Annotated in this window: 14 protein-coding genes; 6 read left to right on the top strand and 8 right to left on the bottom strand. The window is 37.1% G+C overall.

Translation table 11 applies throughout. The annotated features are described in order from the left end of the window. Positions 1-41 precede the first annotated feature (41 nt). Together R3333_RS04875 and R3333_RS04880 are read right to left on the bottom strand one after the other, a co-directional pair. Positions 42-1,037: a metal-dependent hydrolase gene (locus tag R3333_RS04875; RefSeq protein WP_318957623.1), complete on the bottom strand. Its 996-nt coding sequence runs from the start codon at positions 1,035-1,037 to the stop codon at positions 42-44. A 3-nt stretch (positions 1,038-1,040) separates the two neighbouring features. Continuing rightward, positions 1,041-1,445 carry an OsmC family protein gene (locus tag R3333_RS04880; protein ID WP_318957625.1) on the bottom strand — a complete coding sequence of 135 codons (405 nt, stop codon included), beginning with the start codon at positions 1,443-1,445 and terminating at the stop codon, positions 1,041-1,043. Positions 1,446-1,570: 125 nt separating this feature from the next. Here R3333_RS04880 and lipA point away from each other — a divergent pair, with 125 nt between their 5' ends. Beyond that, positions 1,571-2,461, top strand: a complete 891-nt coding sequence (gene lipA, locus R3333_RS04885; RefSeq protein WP_318957627.1) for a lipoyl synthase — start codon at positions 1,571-1,573, stop codon at positions 2,459-2,461. 170 nt (positions 2,462-2,631) lie between these two features. After that, positions 2,632-5,739 (top strand): T9SS type A sorting domain-containing protein, encoded by a 3,108-nt coding sequence (locus tag R3333_RS04890; RefSeq protein ID WP_318957629.1) that lies wholly within the window; start codon positions 2,632-2,634, stop codon positions 5,737-5,739. A 556-nt stretch (positions 5,740-6,295) separates the two neighbouring features. On the opposite strand, the gene R3333_RS04895 is transcribed toward R3333_RS04890, so the two are convergent. From R3333_RS04895 to R3333_RS04910, 4 genes are all read right to left on the bottom strand, one after another. After that, positions 6,296-8,545, bottom strand: a complete 2,250-nt coding sequence (locus R3333_RS04895; protein ID WP_318957631.1) for a TonB-dependent receptor plug domain-containing protein — start codon at positions 8,543-8,545, stop codon at positions 6,296-6,298. A gap of 139 nt (positions 8,546-8,684) precedes the next feature. Continuing rightward, the gene (locus R3333_RS04900; RefSeq protein ID WP_318957632.1) at positions 8,685-9,038 is read right to left on the bottom strand and encodes a DUF6984 family protein; all 354 of its coding nucleotides are present in this window, start codon (positions 9,036-9,038) and stop codon (positions 8,685-8,687) included. 1 nt (position 9,039) lies between these two features. Continuing rightward, entirely contained in the window at positions 9,040-11,736 is a 2,697-nt protein-coding gene (locus tag R3333_RS04905) for a DNA gyrase/topoisomerase IV subunit A (RefSeq protein WP_318957633.1), read from the bottom strand. 4 nt (positions 11,737-11,740) lie between these two features. Continuing rightward, positions 11,741-13,627, bottom strand: a complete 1,887-nt coding sequence (locus tag R3333_RS04910; RefSeq protein ID WP_318957634.1) for a DNA topoisomerase IV subunit B — start codon at positions 13,625-13,627, stop codon at positions 11,741-11,743. A 339-nt stretch (positions 13,628-13,966) separates the two neighbouring features. On the opposite strand from R3333_RS04910, the gene R3333_RS04915 reads away from it, so the two are divergent. From R3333_RS04915 to R3333_RS04930, 4 genes are read left to right on the top strand one after another with little or no spacing between them, the layout of a single operon-like run. Continuing rightward, on the top strand, positions 13,967-14,452 hold the full coding sequence (locus R3333_RS04915; protein WP_318957635.1) for a hypothetical protein: 486 nt from the start codon (positions 13,967-13,969) through the stop codon (positions 14,450-14,452). A 2-nt stretch (positions 14,453-14,454) separates the two neighbouring features. Continuing rightward, positions 14,455-15,087, top strand: a complete 633-nt coding sequence (locus tag R3333_RS04920; protein ID WP_318957636.1) for a CoA pyrophosphatase — start codon at positions 14,455-14,457, stop codon at positions 15,085-15,087. Positions 15,088-15,137: 50 nt separating this feature from the next. Further along, positions 15,138-15,860: a 2-phosphosulfolactate phosphatase gene (locus R3333_RS04925; RefSeq protein ID WP_318957638.1), complete on the top strand. Its 723-nt coding sequence runs from the start codon at positions 15,138-15,140 to the stop codon at positions 15,858-15,860. Further along, positions 15,838-16,818, top strand: coding sequence for a zinc dependent phospholipase C family protein (locus tag R3333_RS04930; protein WP_318957639.1), 981 nt, complete (start codon positions 15,838-15,840; stop codon positions 16,816-16,818). Before R3333_RS04925 ends, R3333_RS04930 begins: the two co-directional genes overlap by 23 nt. A 333-nt stretch (positions 16,819-17,151) precedes the next feature. Here the strand turns inward: R3333_RS04930 and R3333_RS04935 are convergent, their stop codons facing one another. Both R3333_RS04935 and R3333_RS04940 read right to left on the bottom strand, forming a co-directional pair. Continuing rightward, positions 17,152-17,853, bottom strand: coding sequence for a LytTR family DNA-binding domain-containing protein (locus R3333_RS04935; protein ID WP_318957640.1), 702 nt, complete (start codon positions 17,851-17,853; stop codon positions 17,152-17,154). Positions 17,854-17,855: 2 nt separating this feature from the next. After that, positions 17,856-18,160: sensor histidine kinase (locus R3333_RS04940; protein WP_413468672.1), on the bottom strand; the 305-nt coding region annotated here is incomplete at its 5' end.

The following is an 18,160-nucleotide window of genomic DNA, read 5'->3' on the forward strand; positions in this document are numbered from 1 at the left end:
ACACGTGGCTAGAGATACTGCTGTTACTAATGTCTTCATATTTAAAATATATAATTCTTGTACGCCTTAAAGTTAGCGTCTCCTAGTTTATGGATATCGGTTAGTTTGAAAATACTGCTCACACCTTCTTGTTGAAGAACAAAGCCATAGCCCATTATTGCACTAAGATTTTTACCTGATGAGAGTTTGTTGAGCGTTCCAAATTTTAAATCATACACAAATAAGGTGTCATGTTGCTGTTTTGCCGCAAAATAGCCTTTGGTTAGGAACTTTATTTTATCTATTTGTTTCACACTTAAGTAACGCTCCAGTAAATGATGATTTTTTGGAACGTACTCTTCCCAAACAAAGTTTGTGTCTTTTAATAAGTTTCTATACCCAATATTAAATCCTTTTTCTTTTTCTAGAATTGCTGTCCAATACAAAGAAGTTAAAGGCATAGGTTTTACCTCGTGCTGAATAAGTTCTGTTTGAGATTCAGAGACCTTGTGGTAAAGTGTTTCTTTGATAGCCAATGTTATCATTAAGTAGCCACAGGATAAAACAAGACCTATATAATTTAGCCTTCGACGTCTTTTAGATGTTTTGGGTAGACATATTGCCCATAAACATAGCGCAAGAAAGGGGAGGGTGTAGAGGGGGTCAATTACAAATATTGAATTCAAGGCTATTCTATCTTCAAAAGGCCAAAAGAATTGCGTTCCCCATGTAGTAAATGCATCCAGCATAGGGTGCGTTACTGTGCACAGAAAAGCAAGATTGAAAAGTCGAAATAAGCTAATCTTTGTATTGAAAATTTTCTTCAATAAGGGAGCTGTAACTACAGATAGTAATAGGGCGAATACAATAGAGTGGCTAAAGCCCCTATGTGCCAGGTCTTGGTCAATAACCCCATCAATGACATATTTAAGAAATACATCTAAATCTGGAATTGTGCCAAAGATGGCTCCAAGAAGTGGTGCTTTTCTTCCTATCTGTTTTCCTGCTACTGCTTCACCTACAGCAGCGCCTAGAACAATTTGACTTAAAGAATCCAAGTTTTAAAACATATAAGTTAATTCAACTTCAACGTTGTCTTTTAGGGTAATTGCCACCGGGCAGTTTTCACCTGCATTTTTTATTTTCAATTGGGTTTTGTGATCCCAACCGTTTCCTTCAAAGTTTAAATGAATAATAAGTTTTGAAATTCGTCTTGGACCGCTTCCCATTACTTTTGTAATTTCTGCTTCTCCATGTTTGAAATCTATTTCATGGTTGTTGCAAAAGATACCTATTATAGTAAGCATGCATGAGGCATATGAAGTTGCAGCTAAATCTGTCGGTGAAAAAGTGCTTCCTTTACCATTATTGTCTACAGGGGCATCAGTAATAATTTCTGTTCCTGATTTTACATGTGTGCATTTAGTTCTTAAGTCGCCTAAATAACTAACTCTAGAAGTTGTCATAGTAAATACTTTTATTATGCTTAATTTTGTGTTTTATTACGTAGAGGTAAAGATATTATTTTGAACGGATAGCCCTTTTACTTTTTAAGCAAAAGCGGTGAAAATCCATAAAGTAACAAAAATAGATGACGGAAGTATTGGCAAAAGACGGAGAGAAGGTACGCATTAAAAAACCGAAGTGGTTACGCGTTAAATTGCCGACGGGAGAGAATTACAGAAAGGTAAGGTCTCTTGTAGACGAACACAAATTGCATACGATATGTGAAAGTGGTAGTTGTCCGAACATGGGTGAATGTTGGGGAGAAGGAACTGCAACATTCATGATTCTAGGAAATATTTGTACGCGTTCATGTGGTTTCTGTGCTGTTCAAACAGGACGACCAGATGAAGTGGATGAGTTCGAACCAGGTAGAGTAGCCAATTCAGTGAAGTTAATGGGAGTAAAACATGCCGTTTTAACTTCTGTAGATAGAGATGACTTAGCTGATGGAGGTGCGAATATTTGGGCACAAACTGTACGAGCAATTCGTCATCAATCACCAGGAACAACCTTAGAAACACTTATTCCAGACTTCGCTGGAAAGTGGGAAAACTTAAAAATAGTAACGGACGTAGCTCCTGAAATAGTTTCGCACAATTTAGAAACCGTTAGACGCTTAACCAAGCAAGTAAGAATTCAGGCTAAGTACGACAGAAGTTTAGAAGTATTGTTCCGTTTGAAAAAAGCGGGAATGAGAACGAAGTCTGGTGTAATGCTAGGATTGGGTGAGACAGATGAAGAAGTGATTGAAACAATGCAAGACTTGAGAAGTGTTGGATGTGATATTCTTACGTTAGGTCAATACCTACAACCTACACCAAAACATTTACCAGTTGCAGAATTCGTTACTCCTGAGCGTTTCCAAAAATATTATGATTTAGGTATTGAAATGGGCTTTAGGTACGTAGAAAGTGGACCATTAGTGAGGTCTTCTTATCATGCAGAAAAGCATATATTCGATCTCAACGAAAAATAGACATGTAAAGTTTAGAACAATCTTGTGAGAATTGTTGTTTTTTCAAGAACTATGATTCTTTAATTTTACAAGGAGATGCGTTCAAGTTATCCGAAAATTTAATTTCTGTTAAATTAATTATTTGTAACTTGGCGCTTGCTTTAACTATTAATAAAGGAAATAAATAACTTATGAAGCGTAACAAATTGTTATTAGGAACCTTATCTGTAGCTGCAATTGCTTCAGCTGCAATGGTTTGGTATCCTTCTTCTTCGGAGAAAAGTCAATACACCCCGAAGAGTTTACAGTCTTTTGAGTCTTACTCAGCTCTATCTGATAGAGAGGAGTGGTTTAGAGCTCAATTGATAGACCAAGAAACGGGACAAGTTGCAACCCCTGAAAAGATGAGCCAAATTATGGAGCAGTATAAATTTGCTGCTAAGTCAAACGTAATTAAATGGCAAGAGGAAGGTCCTGCAAATGTTGGGGGTAGAACAAGAGCTATCTTAATTGATCACCAAGATGAAAATAACGTTTGGGCAGCTTCAGTTTCTGGAGGTTTATGGTATTCACCTTGGAAGGCGAATTACTGGACGAGAGTTCAAAATTTCCCAGGAACAAATTTTGTTTCTTCTATGGCGCAAGACCAAGCGGGTAACATTTATGTTGCAACTGGTTTAGGGAATTCTTACAGTGAGTCTTTAGGTGGACTTGGTAATGGTCTATGGATGTCACCAGACAAAGGTGCAACATGGAGTTTAGTTCCGGGAACCGATGCTTACAATATTATCTTGGAGGTTGTAGGTTGTGAAAATTCAAATTCAATTTTCTTCACAACTGCTTCTGGATTGAAAAAATATACAGCAGGAGCAACTGCTATTGAATCTGTTGATATTGGTACACCAGGAGCTGTTACTACTTTGAAAATGTCTAAAGATGGGCAAGTAATAATAGTAGCTTCAGGTAGTACAAAAACATATGTATCAACAGATGGAGGGGCAACTTTCCAAGATCGAGCTGGTTCTGGAGCTGGTGAAATTCCACAAATTGGTTTTTCAAGAATCGAATATGCTATTTCTCATTCAAGAGTGAATGGAAATTATAAAGTATACGCTGCTACTACTTCAGGGAACAGTGCTGGGCAGTGGATTTCTGACGATAATGGTATTACTTGGACGCAGCATACGCCTGCAACTTCTACTGATCCATTAGATATTTACTCTGGTCAAGGTATTTACAATTCTACGGTTTCATTTGATCCAACGGATGCAGACAGAGTTATCATTGGTGGTATTGATTTATGGGAATGGGAACAGCAAGTAGCTGCTCCAGCATCTGGATCTTGGGATAAAATCTCAGAGTGGTTCAGATCCCCTCAAGATCCTTTATATGTGCACGCAGATAACCACGAATTAAAGTGGAGTAATTCAAACATTTTATACATTGGTAATGACGGTGGTATTGGAAGATCTAATGATTTAGGAGCTTCATTTACACCTGCTAATAGAGGGTTCAATGCAACGCAGTTTTACGATATTTCTTACGGTGTAGATATGTCTGTAATTGGTGGTTCACAAGACAATGGGTCTTTATACAATGATCATACAAACGCAACGTACCAAGACTTTATTGAATTTTCAGGAGGTGATGGTTTTGATTGTGAAATTTCGAAATTCAACCCTAACGTAGTATTTTCATCATTATACTATAGTGTAATTTATCGTTCAGCAGATAGAGGAGAGTCAGTTGGAGAATTTCCATTAGGTCTTCCTTCTTCAATTTACGGTATGAATGGATTAGGAGGATCAGGTCAACACTATTTCTTTAACACACAAATGTCATTGGCTGAATACTACGATGAGAATTCTGAAGACAGTGTAATCTACGTTCCTTTCCAGAGTTACTCAGCAGGTGATGCGTTAAGAGTTCCTTCTAGAGCTACAGGAGATACAATTGACTACATTACACCAATTGACTTAAGATACGATGATACATTATACTACAACCCGGCGTTAACTGGTGTTGATTATTTAGTGGAGGATTCTGCAGGAAATCAATTCGATTTGGGACAGTATTCTTACACAGCAATTACAGGTTCAGGTTACCCACCTTCAATTGGGGATTCTCTTGAAATTGATTTACCAGCAGGAATTGATACAGTTGTCGTAGAAGACGTTATCGCATATGATCACTACTACGGAAGTAACTCAATTAACCCATCTGAGACATACGACATGGGAATGGATACTATTGCTATTGGAGTAGCTTGGGATACATTAACTGTTCAAGATCCTTTCCAATCTTGGTTCGTATTAGCAACATCGAACAACGGTGGTGAGCTTTGGGGAACAAGAGATGCACTTAGATTTGCTGAAGCAAATCCAAAATGGGTGAGAATTGCCGAAAACTTAGGTTCTGTTCAAGCTGGAATGGATGTTGAATTCTCTGAAGATTTAAACCACATGTTTGTTGCTGCTGGTTCTAAATTAATTAGAGTTGACGGTTTAGGTTCTGTTTATTCATCTGATGATGACTTTGAATTGAAGTGTGATTTAGACGAAGGAGCTACTGCAACATCTGTAGTTCAGTTCTCTGGAGCTAACTCAGTAAGAGGTCTAGGTATTGATCACAAGAACCCAGACGTATTAGTAGTTACTGGTGGAGGTGTGAATAACTCAATTTACAGATCTTCAAACGGTACTTCTGCAACTCCTACATTAACTCAAGTTGGAACAGAAGCAATGCCTATCTATGATGTAGTAGTTGAAAGAAACAATGACCAATTAATTATTGGAGCATCTTACAACGGAGCGATGGTTTCTGAAGATGGTGGTGCTACTTGGTCTGTTGCTGCAGGAGGTAAGGACTTGTTTGAAGGAACACCAGCTTACACAGTTGAGCAAAACTGGAGAGATGAAAACTACTTAGGTGGAAACCCAGGATACGGAGAGATTTACATTGGTACTTTCGGTAGAGGTATCTTCAAAACAACTTCTACAGTTGCAGTTGAAGAAACTACTTCGAATAACCCAATGGAAGAGAAAGTAGAAAAAGATGTATTAACAGTATATCCAAACCCTTCTACTGGAAACGCAACGGTAGTATTGAATGATGTTGAAGCTTCAGATGCTACTATTTACTTCTACAACTTAGCAGGAATAGTTGTTAAAACTGTAGATGCGAAAGGATTAGTAAAAGGAGAAAACAAAGTTAACTTCGACGCAAGTGCATTACCTAACGGTACGTACATTATCAAGGTAGCTGGTCAGTCAGCAACTGGTAAGTTTGTGAAGTTATAATACAATAATTTATTTCCTTAAAAGTCCGGCGTGTTAAGCGTCGGACTTTTTTGTTGCCTAAACTTTAGGTAGGACAGTCTCTTGTTTTTTGAACGATGGTTATGGATAAGCTAGTAGGTTGGCTAGCGGTGTTAGATAATTGATTGGTCGCATTTTTGCCAAGGTTTAATTTGACTTGTTAAGGTCTGTTATTATTGACGGTGGACGATTTGTTAAACATGAGTTCAGGTGTGAAATATAGGTTGTAGATCAACACATCTGAGGATATACTACAAGACCGTTGGTTTGTGTAGGTGGTATAGATAGCTGTACATCAATGAATCAGCGGTGTGTAGCTTTTGGCAAAAATGCGACTAATCAAAATAGATACTTTTAAAGTTTCACTTCAAGTGCATTCATTTAAATTCCGTGCTGGATAGAAATGGTTAGCTTTTTAGTAGGTAAAGCCAGTAAAAACAAACAAAGCCCAAACGACCTTAGAAGTTTGAGCTTTGTTTCAATAGTTTTACGGCTTTATATTCTGAAAACTAGTAATGGATAGCCAGGTTACACGGCCTTATTTAATGCTCCATTTTACGCCAATAAATCCTCGAATTCCTTGGTTGGGCGCATAGACATATGAGGGGTCGAATGTCAGTGCTTCTGGATTGTTCGCAGTGGGTAAGGCATTCCCATTTGCATCGAAACTTACATCTTTATCAAAAGGGTCAAATGCTCGCGCAATACTGTTCGCAGGCGGTGTGAAATTGAGTAAGTTTTTCACTCCTGCATAAATTTCAATGTTTTTAAAGTAAGAGAAATTTAGTTTGATGTTTTGTAAGCTCCAATAGGGAGAGAACTCATCTCTGCTGTCTAAATCGCTCACAAGAGGTAAACGCATAGGTCCGTATAAATTCCCCGTATAATCAATGTTTAAATTCAGTTTAGGAAGAGGTATAGAAAAGGACCATGTTCCGGATACTTTTTCTGTTAACAGTTGATTTTTACGAACACCATTTTCTGTATACGTTACATCTTGTATATTGATTCCAAGTCTTAAGTTTGTTCCATTGGTGAAATGAATTTGACTGTTGAAAGACGCTCCTTGTGAAATAGCATATCCATCTAAGTTAGCATAAATGATTTTGTCTGGATCTGTTTCGTAGTCTGCAATGATTCTATTGGTGAAATAGGTGTAAAAAAGACTCGCATCTACTGTGATTAGCGCTCTTTTATATTTAACGATACTTTGGTCTATGTTAAGGTTGGCATTGTAAGATGTTTCAGGAGCTAATGCTTCTGTGAATTCTACTGTTCTTGCACCTGTTAGGGCTGCGTGGTCTTCCGTAAATACATTTGCAACGCGATATCCATTACCAAGTCCTAGACGGAAAATCGTATTCGTCTTTTTAGAATTCCATTTGTAATTGATACGAGGAGATAAAATATTGCCATGTTTACTGTTATAGTCATAACGGACACCGGCAAGTAAACTATGGTTTTTATTGAATGTAACTTGATCTTGAATAAAAACTCCTGGTAACAGGGTGTGCGTATTTTGTTTCGCTGTCGTTGCTGGAGTATTGTCATCATAATGCGTGTATCTTAAGGCAACGCCACTGAGTAGTTCGTGTTTATCTCCTATTTTACGCGTGTGTATTAATTGACCAAATACGACGTGTTGTTGAGCTTTGTAATGTGTTGTTCCGTAATAAGAATCATGATAGTGCCCGTTAGCGGAAAGTTGAAAGTTGAAATGTTTAGCTTTATCCAATTGATGTTTTGAAAAAGCTTCCCATCTATTGGTGATTATACTCTCTCCGTATATGCTATCGGTACCTCTAAATTCAGGAGCCCAATTCATTTCTCCACCCCATCTGTTTTCGTGAACAACGCGAAGCGCAACACTGTGCATTTTGTTTTTCTTGTTCTTATAGTTTATCGTATTGAATAGTGATACTCTATTGGATAAAGTGACATCCGTAAAATTGTCATTGTTGTTATCTATAGGTACTGAGTAGTTAAAGTAATTGATTCCGAGTAATGCTTGAGCTCTTTGGCCTATTTCGTATTTTGTTGAAAGGTCCAAATTATTCTCTAACCAACTGCTAAGCATATTGTTCATTACAAAGGTTTTGGCGAATGTTGGGTCTTTGGTTATGACGTTAATCATTCCTCCAACAGCTTCAGATCCGTATAGAGTGCTGGCTGGACCTTTGATAATTTCTACACGTTCTATCATAGATTGTGGAATGCCCGATAAACCGTAAACTGTACTCAATCCACTTACAATGGGCATACCATCTATTAGTATCATGGTGTAAGGACCTTCTAATCCGTTAATATGAATATCTCCCGTATTACAAACGTTACAGTTTAATTGTGGACGAACACCGTTTACATTTTGCATCGATTCGAATAGGGAAGGAGTGGGGTTGGCTTCAAAATATTCAGAGGAATATACCTCGACGTTTACGGGGCTATCTTTTTTAGATAAGGGGGTGAGGGTGGCGCTTACTACGACTTCGTCTAAGTCTTGTATAAGTTGTTTTCTTGGTATAAGGATAGTAGTATTTTCGGTTTGTGGGGTATAGAGGAAGTTAGTATCTAAAATTTGTTGATGACGAATGGTAAGTCGTTCTTTTCTCGCACCTGGGAAGTTATGGTTTATTTGACCACTGTCATCCGCAATGATCAGCGTATCTGCGTTGTTCAAGTACACTTTAGCGAAGGAGAGCGGTTCATTCAGGTCGTTAACCAGCGAAATTTGCTGCGCGTTGAGCTGATGGAACGATATTATTAGTAGTATAGAAAATAATATTCTCATGTGTAATTTTATATTTTTACTGTTGCAAATATATAAATTTAGTTTTGTCTAAAAATAGAATTAAGGAACTAAAATTAAATACATAAAAAAAGCCGACACATTTTACATGTATCGGCTTAAGAATATCAATTTAAACAACTTATAGTATGTGTTGTGCTTTGGTTACTATATCAGGAGTAGGATATTTTTTAAGTGCAGAAAAGTCTTCTTTCCAGAAATCCATGTCTAATAGTTGTTTGTTTTTATCAATGGTTAATGTTACCACCACGCGAACATCGTCTTCATCCTTAAATTCAACAGCCATGATATCACCTAAATAGTTTTCGGTATTATCATTGTCAAAGTTTATACTGCCCATTTTGCCACCTTCGTATTCGAAAACTCTTTCCGTATGCGGAAAATCAGCAACGTTTAAGTTTGCAAGTTTCAATAAGTGATGTAGGAGGGTAACTTCCTCTTGACGTATGTTTCTGTATTTATTTTCGTATTCCATGTTAAAATAAAGTTGGGTTGTCGTCGTCAGACTTTTTAGTCATATCCCATTCAACTTCTACACTTCCTTCTTCATTTGAACTTTCTGTAGAAGTTTCTTCCTTCTTCTTTTCTTGTTTTACTTCATCTGGCCAAGGTTCATCTCCTTCAATTTTGTGATCGAGAACAATTTCCTTCACTTTTAGCTTCGTCAACTGATTCCCTTGAGACTTCATACCTTTAACATCAATGAAATCAGCTAAATTCACCTCTCTATCGGGTAGATTCTTCGTTGCTTTTAACAATTTGTTATAGATGATTTTTATTCGTGGCTGATATGCCGTAGAAACTACATCTAAATAAGATCCTTCTGAATCGCTAATGAAAGGAACGCGTTTGTCAGTGGTTACTTCGCATTCAAAACGCTTGACGTAATGGATGTCTTTTTCGCCATCATAGTATACACAAGATAGAGCATGGTTTGGATTCCATTTCTCTATGTGTATCATGTCTTCATCGAAGTGCGTTGATAAGTCGAAATGTGAAAGTCTATACTCTCCATTACTGTAGAGTGTAAGGATTTTATCATCTCCTTTGAAACTACCTAAGAACTTACCTCTTTGCTCGTCATTTAATCTACCTACAACATCATCATACCAAATTTTACGTGCTGCAAGTGTAGATCCACCCACTTCTTTTTGTGTGATTTTAGAAACAATTTCTTTGGTAACGATATTACCTCCGGCACTTCTACCTTTGATCAATAAATCTCCTAAATCTAAATCCCAACGTATACGTTTTAAATGTGGACGCGGTCTTAAATGTACCGTTACGACTTCTCTTTCGCCATTAGGGTGTACTGAGAAATAGAGCATTTTAGAACCTTTCGTTCCTTTGGTTAAATCGTATTCTTTATCTCTTGTGATAGATTTAACGCTGAAGCGTTTCATCATGGTTGGTCCACCAGTACCGTCTTTGTAGAACAAGTGGTAAATGGTGCGCTTGTCTCCACGCTTCCAAACGGCTGCGTGTACAATTCCTTTACCTACGAATTTCTTGTCGGCAATTTTGGTTACCATCATTTTACCTGACTCAAAGAAAATAATGATATCATCAATTTCTGAACAGTCTTGTACAAACTCAGCTCCACGCAAACTATATCCTATAAATCCTTCTTTCTTATCAACGTAGAATTTACGGTTGGCAATAATAACCTTAGAGGCGTTGATGTTATCAAATACTTTGATCTCTGTTTTACGCTCTTTACCTGCAGAGAATTTTTTCTTCAAATCTTTGAAGTAATCTACTGCATGTTCAATAAGGTTATCTAATTTGTGTTGAACATTTTTCAATTCATCTTCCAGACGGTTGATGATTTCATCTGCCTTGAAGCTATCGAATTTAGAAATACGCTTAATTCTAATTTCTGTTAAGCGTACGATATCCTCTTCTGTAACTTCTCTTTTTAAATGCTTGATGTGTGGTTTTAAACCTTTGTCTATTGCTCCAATTACGCCTTCCCAAGTTTCCTCTTCCTCAATTAAACGGTAAATACGTTTTTCGATGAAGATTTTCTCAAGAGAACTAAAGTGCCACTGTTCTTCAAGTTCACCTTTCTTAATTTCTAACTCTAATTTTAAGAGTTGAACGGTGTTGTCTGTATTGGTTTTAAGAATTTGTGTAACTCCTAAAAATTTTGGAGTGTCTTTATCAATTACAGACGAGTTAGGAGAAATAGAGACTTCACAATCTGTAAAGGCGTAAAGTGCATCTATTAATTTATCAGGACTCACACCACTTGGTAGATGAATCATGATTTCAGCATCTTGTGCTGTGTTATCTTCTATTTTCTTGATTTTGATTTTCCCCTTATCATTGGCTTTAAGGATGGATTCAATCAAAGAAGTTGTAGTAGTACCAAAAGGGATCTCGTTAATCGTTAAGGTTTTCTTGTCTACCTTATTGATTTTAGCACGAACCCTTACTTTTCCTCCACGCAAACCATCGTTGTAGTTAGTAAAGTCGGCCATACCTCCATTGGGGAAGTCTGGATAGAACTCTACTTTTCTACCGCGTAAATGGTTGATTGAATTATCAATTAATTCAATAAAGTTGTGCGGAAGAATTTTACACGCCATACCTACGGCAATACCCTCGGCCCCTTGTGCCAGTAGCAGTGGGAATTTGATGGGTAAATTCTCCGGTTCCTTGTTACGGCCATCATAACTAGATAGCCAATTGGTTGTTTTAGGGTTAAATACAACGTGGTTGGCAAACTTAGAAAGTCTCGCCTCAATATATCTGGCTGCTGCCGCTGAGTCACCCGTTAAGGTGTTACCCCAGTTACCTTGACAATCAATCAATAAATCTTTTTGTCCTAACTGCACCAAAGCATCACCAATAGAAGCATCCCCGTGTGGGTGATATTTCATGGTGTTACCAATGATGTTCGCTACCTTGTTGTAACGGCCATCATCCATTTCCTTCATGGAGTGCAAAATCCTACGTTGTACGGGTTTCATACCATCGTACAATCCAGGAACGGCTCTTTCTAAAATTACGTAAGATGCGTAATCCAAGAACCAATTTTCGTAGAGTCCACTTAAAGGAACAATTTTATCATCAAGCTCTCTACCGTTATCATCAGGTTCAGGATTCCCCTCAGGGTTCATATCCTTGTTTTCTTCTTCGTCGTGTGGAGTGTTATTTTCTTCTGACATAATTTTACGAAGCTTTTTCTATCGTTTCTTCAATCTCTGCTTTGATTTCTTCCTCTAAGTCTTTTTCCACTCTAAGGTTGTCCATGATAAACTCCTGACGAGTTGGAGTGTTTTTTCCCATGTAGAAGCTCAAAGTTTCTTCAATTGAAGCATGCTTAGTGAGTAGTACAGGTTCAAGACGAATATCTTCTCCGATGAAGTTTTTAAATTCATCCGGTGAAATTTCCCCCAAACCTTTAAATCGTGTGATTTCGGCATTCTTACCCAATTTGGCAATGGCATCTTTACGCTCATCCTCTGAGTAACAATACTTGGTTGTCTTCTTGTTTCTTACCCTAAACAATGGAGTTTGTAGCACGTAGACGTGATTTCTTTTTACCAAATCAGGGAAGAATTGTAAGAAGAAAGTCAAGAGCAACATACGGATGTGCATACCATCGACATCGGCATCGGTAGCGATTACGATTTTGTTGTAACGTAAATTATCCATATCATCTTCTATATCGAGGGCTGCTTGTATGAGGTTAAATTCCTCATTTTCATACACCACTTTTTTGGTTAATCCATAAGAATTTAAAGGCTTTCCACGCAAACTAAATACAGCTTGTGTGTTTACATCTCTCGATTTTGTAATGGAACCAGATGCAGAGTCACCCTCGGTAATGAACAGGGTTGTTTCCTCTCTTCTGTCTTTTTTAAGATCTGTAAGGTGAACTCTACAGTCTCTTAATTTTTTATTGTGAAGTGAAGCTTTCTTTGCACGATCTCTAGCGAGTTTACGTATTCCAGAAAGTTCTTTTCTTTCTTTTTCAGATTGTTTAATTTTCTTTTCAAGAATGTCTGCCACCTGCGGATTCTTGTGTAAGAAGTTATCCAGTTTTACTTTCAAGAAATCATTCACGAACGTACGCATGGTTTTACCACCGGGTTCAACTTCTAAAGACCCTAATTTGGTTTTGGTCTGCGATTCAAAGACAGGCTCCATTACTTTAACAGAAATGGCAGCAACAATGGATTGACGAATGTCCGAAGACTCGTAATTTTTCCCATAGAAATCTTTGATCACTTTAGCGACAGCTTCTCTAAAAGCACTTTGGTGCGTACCACCTTGTGTGGTGTGCTGACCGTTTACGAAAGAATAATAATCCTCTCCGTAGGTTTTACCGTGTGTAAATGCAACTTCAATATCATCACCTTCTAAGTGAATGATAGGGTAGAGTGGATCACCGTCCATGTTGTTCTCCAACAAGTCTTGTAAACCATTCTTTGATTGATATTTGTTCCCGTTAAAATGAATGGCTAAACCTCTGTTCAAATAACAGTAGTTCCAAATCATTTTTTCTAGGTAAGGAATTTTATAAGCAAACTTTTTAAAGACTTTTTCATCCGGATAAAACTCAACGTAAGTACCGTTCTTTTCGTCCGTTTTTTCAACTTTGGTTTCTTCTATGAGTTCTCCACGAGAAAAAGTTGCACCCTTCTTTTCACCCTCTCTCACAGCATAGACCATGAAATGGCTACTCAAAGCATTCACGGCTTTTGTACCCACACCGTTTAATCCCACAGATTTCTTAAAGGCTTTTGAATCGTATTTACCTCCTGTGTTCATTTTAGAAACAACATCAACAACTTTTCCCAATGGAATACCTCGACCGTAATCTCGAACTGAAACTAAACCGTCTTTCAGCTTGATTTCAATTTTTCTTCCATTCCCCATTACAAACTCGTCAATACAATTGTCGAGCACCTCTTTGGCGAGAATGTAAATACCATCGTCGGCACTAGAACCATCTCCTAGTTTACCGATGTACATTCCGGGTCTAAGTCTAATGTGTTCTTTCCAATCGAGTGATCGTATGTTGTCTTCGGTATATTTGCTTTCTTCCTCCATGTGTTGCTTTATTCTGGGTAACAAACAAATATAATGAAATGAAGGGCTTTTTCTAGCTTAAGTTGTTAAAGGTTATACACGGTGTCGTGTGGATAGCTTTTTTTAGCTATAACCCCAGTAAAATATAAGCTTAAGCTCTGTTTGTAACCCGAAAATATTCGTTCGAATTGTCGGTCTAAATTACTCCCTTGATTCTTTTCTTTAAGAACTTAAAAATCTCTTGTAAGAAATTGCTATTTTCGTTTTATGCACAAATTTTCAGCCCTTATAATCGTCAGTTGTTTAGTCCTTTTTTCTTGTCAAGTAAAAAAAGAGAAAAAAGAAACCAAAACAGGCTCAATGGGAGATAAATACGTCACAACATTGGAGTATAGAAGTATGACGCTATGGGAAGATTTGAAAAGGGGAGGTTCTGACATTTCCTTAGACGGAGGAGAATCTTTTCAAGACCTGGAAAGAGGAATTCGTTTTTCGTGTGACGAGATATATGACATTGATCAGGAATATTACAAAGAAACCTATCCCGAAATATCTGGAAAGGATGATGGTCAATTCATGTTGAATGTTGCTGTTCATTTGAAGCGAGCGGCTATGTACGCTAATCAAGTAAGTGTAGAGCAAGAGGTTAAGGGCAGATATGGAACGGATGTGCGGTATATAATAGTGAGAGGTAAAGAGAATTCATACAGCGACAATTTGTGTTTTATCTATGCAACTTCCTTAGAGGATAAGCACGTTTGCTTGTTTCAATTCGTTTGTAAAGAGAACGATTTAAAGTATTATTTTCAGGAGTTTATGGATTGTTTAGCTTCCATTAGACGATAGATATGGAAAGGTTTGTACATCAATTGAAGAGTGCCCTAGAGGTATTACCCGGCGAAGATGCCCATGAACTTATGATGCCTAGAAAAAGGGCAGAAAGTGTTCGGCAATTGAGGAGGGATAATGATTTTAGGGAAAGTGCAGTAGCCATTATCTTATTTGAAAAGCAACGTCAATTGCACTTTACTTTAATTCAACGGCCCAATTATAATGGTGCCCACAGTGGACAAGTAGCCTTCCCAGGAGGTAAACAAGATAAAACCGATGTATCTCTCATTCATACGGCAAAACGCGAAAGTAGAGAAGAAATAGGGGTGAGGGAAGAAGATCTCAACGAAGTTGGAGCACTTACCCCAATTTATATTCCCGTGAGTAAGTTTAAAGTGAGTCCTTTTATTTTTTGGTGGGAGGGAAGTTATGAATTTGTAGCAGACGAACGTGAGGTAGATGAAATTCTAGTAGTTCCCTTACGTGATTTACTCGAAGAACATAGAATTAAAAAATCGCAATTTAAAGTAGGAGGTGGTATTACCCTTAAGGATATTCCGTTTTTTGACTTAGCGGATAAACGTGTATGGGGAGCTACGGCCATCATATTGTCCGAATTTAGAGCAGTTTTACAACATCTTTCTCTCTAGATTTATTCCAACTTACTGTTTTTTATTCAACAATATTTTATTTTCGCGACATGGAAGATACTAGAAAGCACATCGAAGTTTGTTTTACACCAGGTGAATATGAATATTTCAAGAACGAATATGAAATAGTAGTAGTGATTGATGTATTGAGGGCGACCTCAGCAATTTGTTCGGCGTTTAATAATGGCGTGAGTGCTTTAATTCCTGTTCCAACTGTTGAAGAAGCGAGAGAATATCAAGCAAAAGGTTACCTAGTAGGCGCCGAAAGAAAAGGTCAAATCGTAGAAGGTTTTGACTTTGGAAATTCTCCCTACAGCTATATGAAAGAAGAATTGAAGGGAAAGGAAGTGGTATTGTCAACCACGAATGGAACTAAAGCTATTAATATTGCTAAAGATGCTGATACTGTTGTGATAGGGGCCTTGTCTAACCTCGATGCACTTTGTGCTTGGTTGATTGAGCAGGATAAAAATGTACTCTGTCTTTGTTCAGGATGGCAAGATAAATTCAACTTAGAGGACACCATTTGTGCAGGAGCCATTATGGAGCAGTTAATTGCAACAGGAAAATATACTTCTGATGAAGACTCTAGTATAGCCGCAAAATATTTGTATCTTTCTGCTAAAGACAACTACATGGGGTACTTAAAATCAAGTTCTCACCGTAGAAGACTAAAAAACCTAAATCTCAACGAGGATATCAAGTACTGTTTAACACCCAACCAAACAGATGTGATTCCGATATTAAAGAATGGTAAATTGGTTAAGATATAGCCTGTTATTCTTAGGGTTAAGCTTCTTATTTAGCTTTGCCCAAACTTCTTATTGGGGATTTTATGGACATAAAAAGATCAATCGATTAGCTGTTTTTGCTGTTCCTAAAGATCTGTTTTACCTGTATAAACACAACATTGAGTTTATTACCGAACATGCAGTTGATCCTGATAAAAGGCGTTATGCTGTAAATGGTGAAGCTCCAAAGCACTTTATAGATATAGATCATTATCAGGTTGGAGATAGTTCTGCTTTTGATGTAATGCCGAGGTATTGGAAGGACGCCGTCAATAAATTTTCTGAAGATACTTTAGAAGCATATGGCATAGTACCCTGGCATGTGTTGGCGATGAAAAGTAAGTTAACCAATGCCTTTCTGAACAAAGACCTTTCTCGTATTGTAAAGTTGAGTGCAGATATAGGACATTACATAGCCGATGCCCATGTGCCTTTGCATACCACGGAGAATTATAATGGACAACTTACCGGGCAGAAGGGAATTCATGCTTTTTGGGAAAGTCGCTTACCAGAGTTGTATGCCAATAAATACGATTTTTGGGTGGGCCAAGCTCAATATATCAGTGATCCCAATACTTTTATTTGGGAAGCCATAGAGTCTTCTCATTTAGCTTTGGATAGTGTTTTGTTGATAGAGAAAAAACTCACAGAAGAATTTGGGGAGCGACGTAAATATAGTTTTGAGCAACGCGGTAATCAAACGGTTAAAGTATATAGTAAGGAATTTAGTGAAGCCTATCATTCCGCATTAAATGGAATGGTAGAACGTAGAATGCGAAAAGCAATTATTGCTGTTGCAAGTTTTTGGTATACAGCTTGGGTAGATGGAGGTCAGCCAGAAGTTCGTGAGTTATTAGCGGATACAACAATTCGAATTATCCCAGATCAAATTGAGGATTCTGGTGTTGTAGATAGTTTAAGAATACATGAGCATAACTAAAAAAAGTAACCTATTTAGGCTACTTTTTAATGATTTAGAGGGTGTTGTAACAGTAATATTTTATAAGTAATCTTCTTTTTTATTTTAACGATCTAAATATAGGTAGAGCCCCTGAGAGGCATCTCACTACTTTTCTTAAATGCTTTGTATAATTTTTTAACGGTAGAATTAAATTCATGTAGGTAGCAAAAAAAAAGTAACTCATGGTTACTTTTTTCAATTTGGGTGATTAGTGCAGGTGCACCGCTCTAGCGTTATATCTACAAAGCTAATGAAAATACCTTTTAAACTAAAATTTTAGTTTTCAAAAAGAGTGTTTAGATTTCTAAACGGTTAAAAATATTCAGCTAGGAAATGTTTAAAATCATCTCTTCTAGATCTTGCAATAGGCAATGTTTCACCACTCGTTAATAAAAGACTGCTCTTATCTCTTGAAACAGATTCTATGTAATCACCATTTACAAGAAAGCTTTTATGAACTCTGAAAAAAGAAGAGAAGTTCTTAAGTTTTTCTTCGATGTAATTCAGAGGTTTACTCAAGTACTCTTCACCATTGTCCTTTAAATAGATTTTACAATAAGCCCCGTCAGCTTGAGCGAATAAAATACGTTGTGTTTCAATGATTTTATAATCAGAATTGTAGGGGATGGATATTTTACCAAGTTCAGAATTTTTGTTTTGCATTAAACGCATCACTTTTTCTGTTGCTTGAATAAGTTTTTCTTCTTCTATTGGTTTTAAAATATAGTGTTTTGCACCTACCTCAAATGCTTTAATGGCGTATTGTTCATAGGCCGTTACAAAAATGATGTTTAGCTTATTGTGGTCTAGTTGTTCAAATATGTCAAAGCTATTTTTATCTTTCAGCTGTATGTCTAAAAAGATAAGGTCAGGCTTCTCTTCTTGAATAACGGTTATGGCTTCTTTTAGGTTAGAAGCTTCGCGTGTAAATTCAAAGGTTGGAAAATTTTCAGAGACTATCTTCCGAATTATTCTTCTTGCCAAAAGTTCGTCGTCTACGATTAGAATTTTCATAATTATTTTAAAATAGGGATGAAGAGTTTTACAAGAGTTCCATTGTACAATTTTTCAATTTCAACTTTGTACAATTCATAAGTGTTCAAGGTATTGTAGTTTTTCAATCTAGATTTGGTAATGCCTACGGCATTTTTTTCCGTTGATTTATTAAGTCTTGCAACTACATCTTCTGAACTTATTCCTGTATTAAAAATTTTCACTTCTATGATTTGATCGTTTAGTTTTTCGATATCTATTTGTATTCTTGAGTTTTTATCATCATGATTTAAGCCATGAATAATCGCATTTTCTACGAAGGGTTGAA

This window comes from Lishizhenia sp., from assembly GCF_033720595.1.
GTDB lineage: Bacteria > Bacteroidota > Bacteroidia > Flavobacteriales_D > Crocinitomicaceae > Lishizhenia.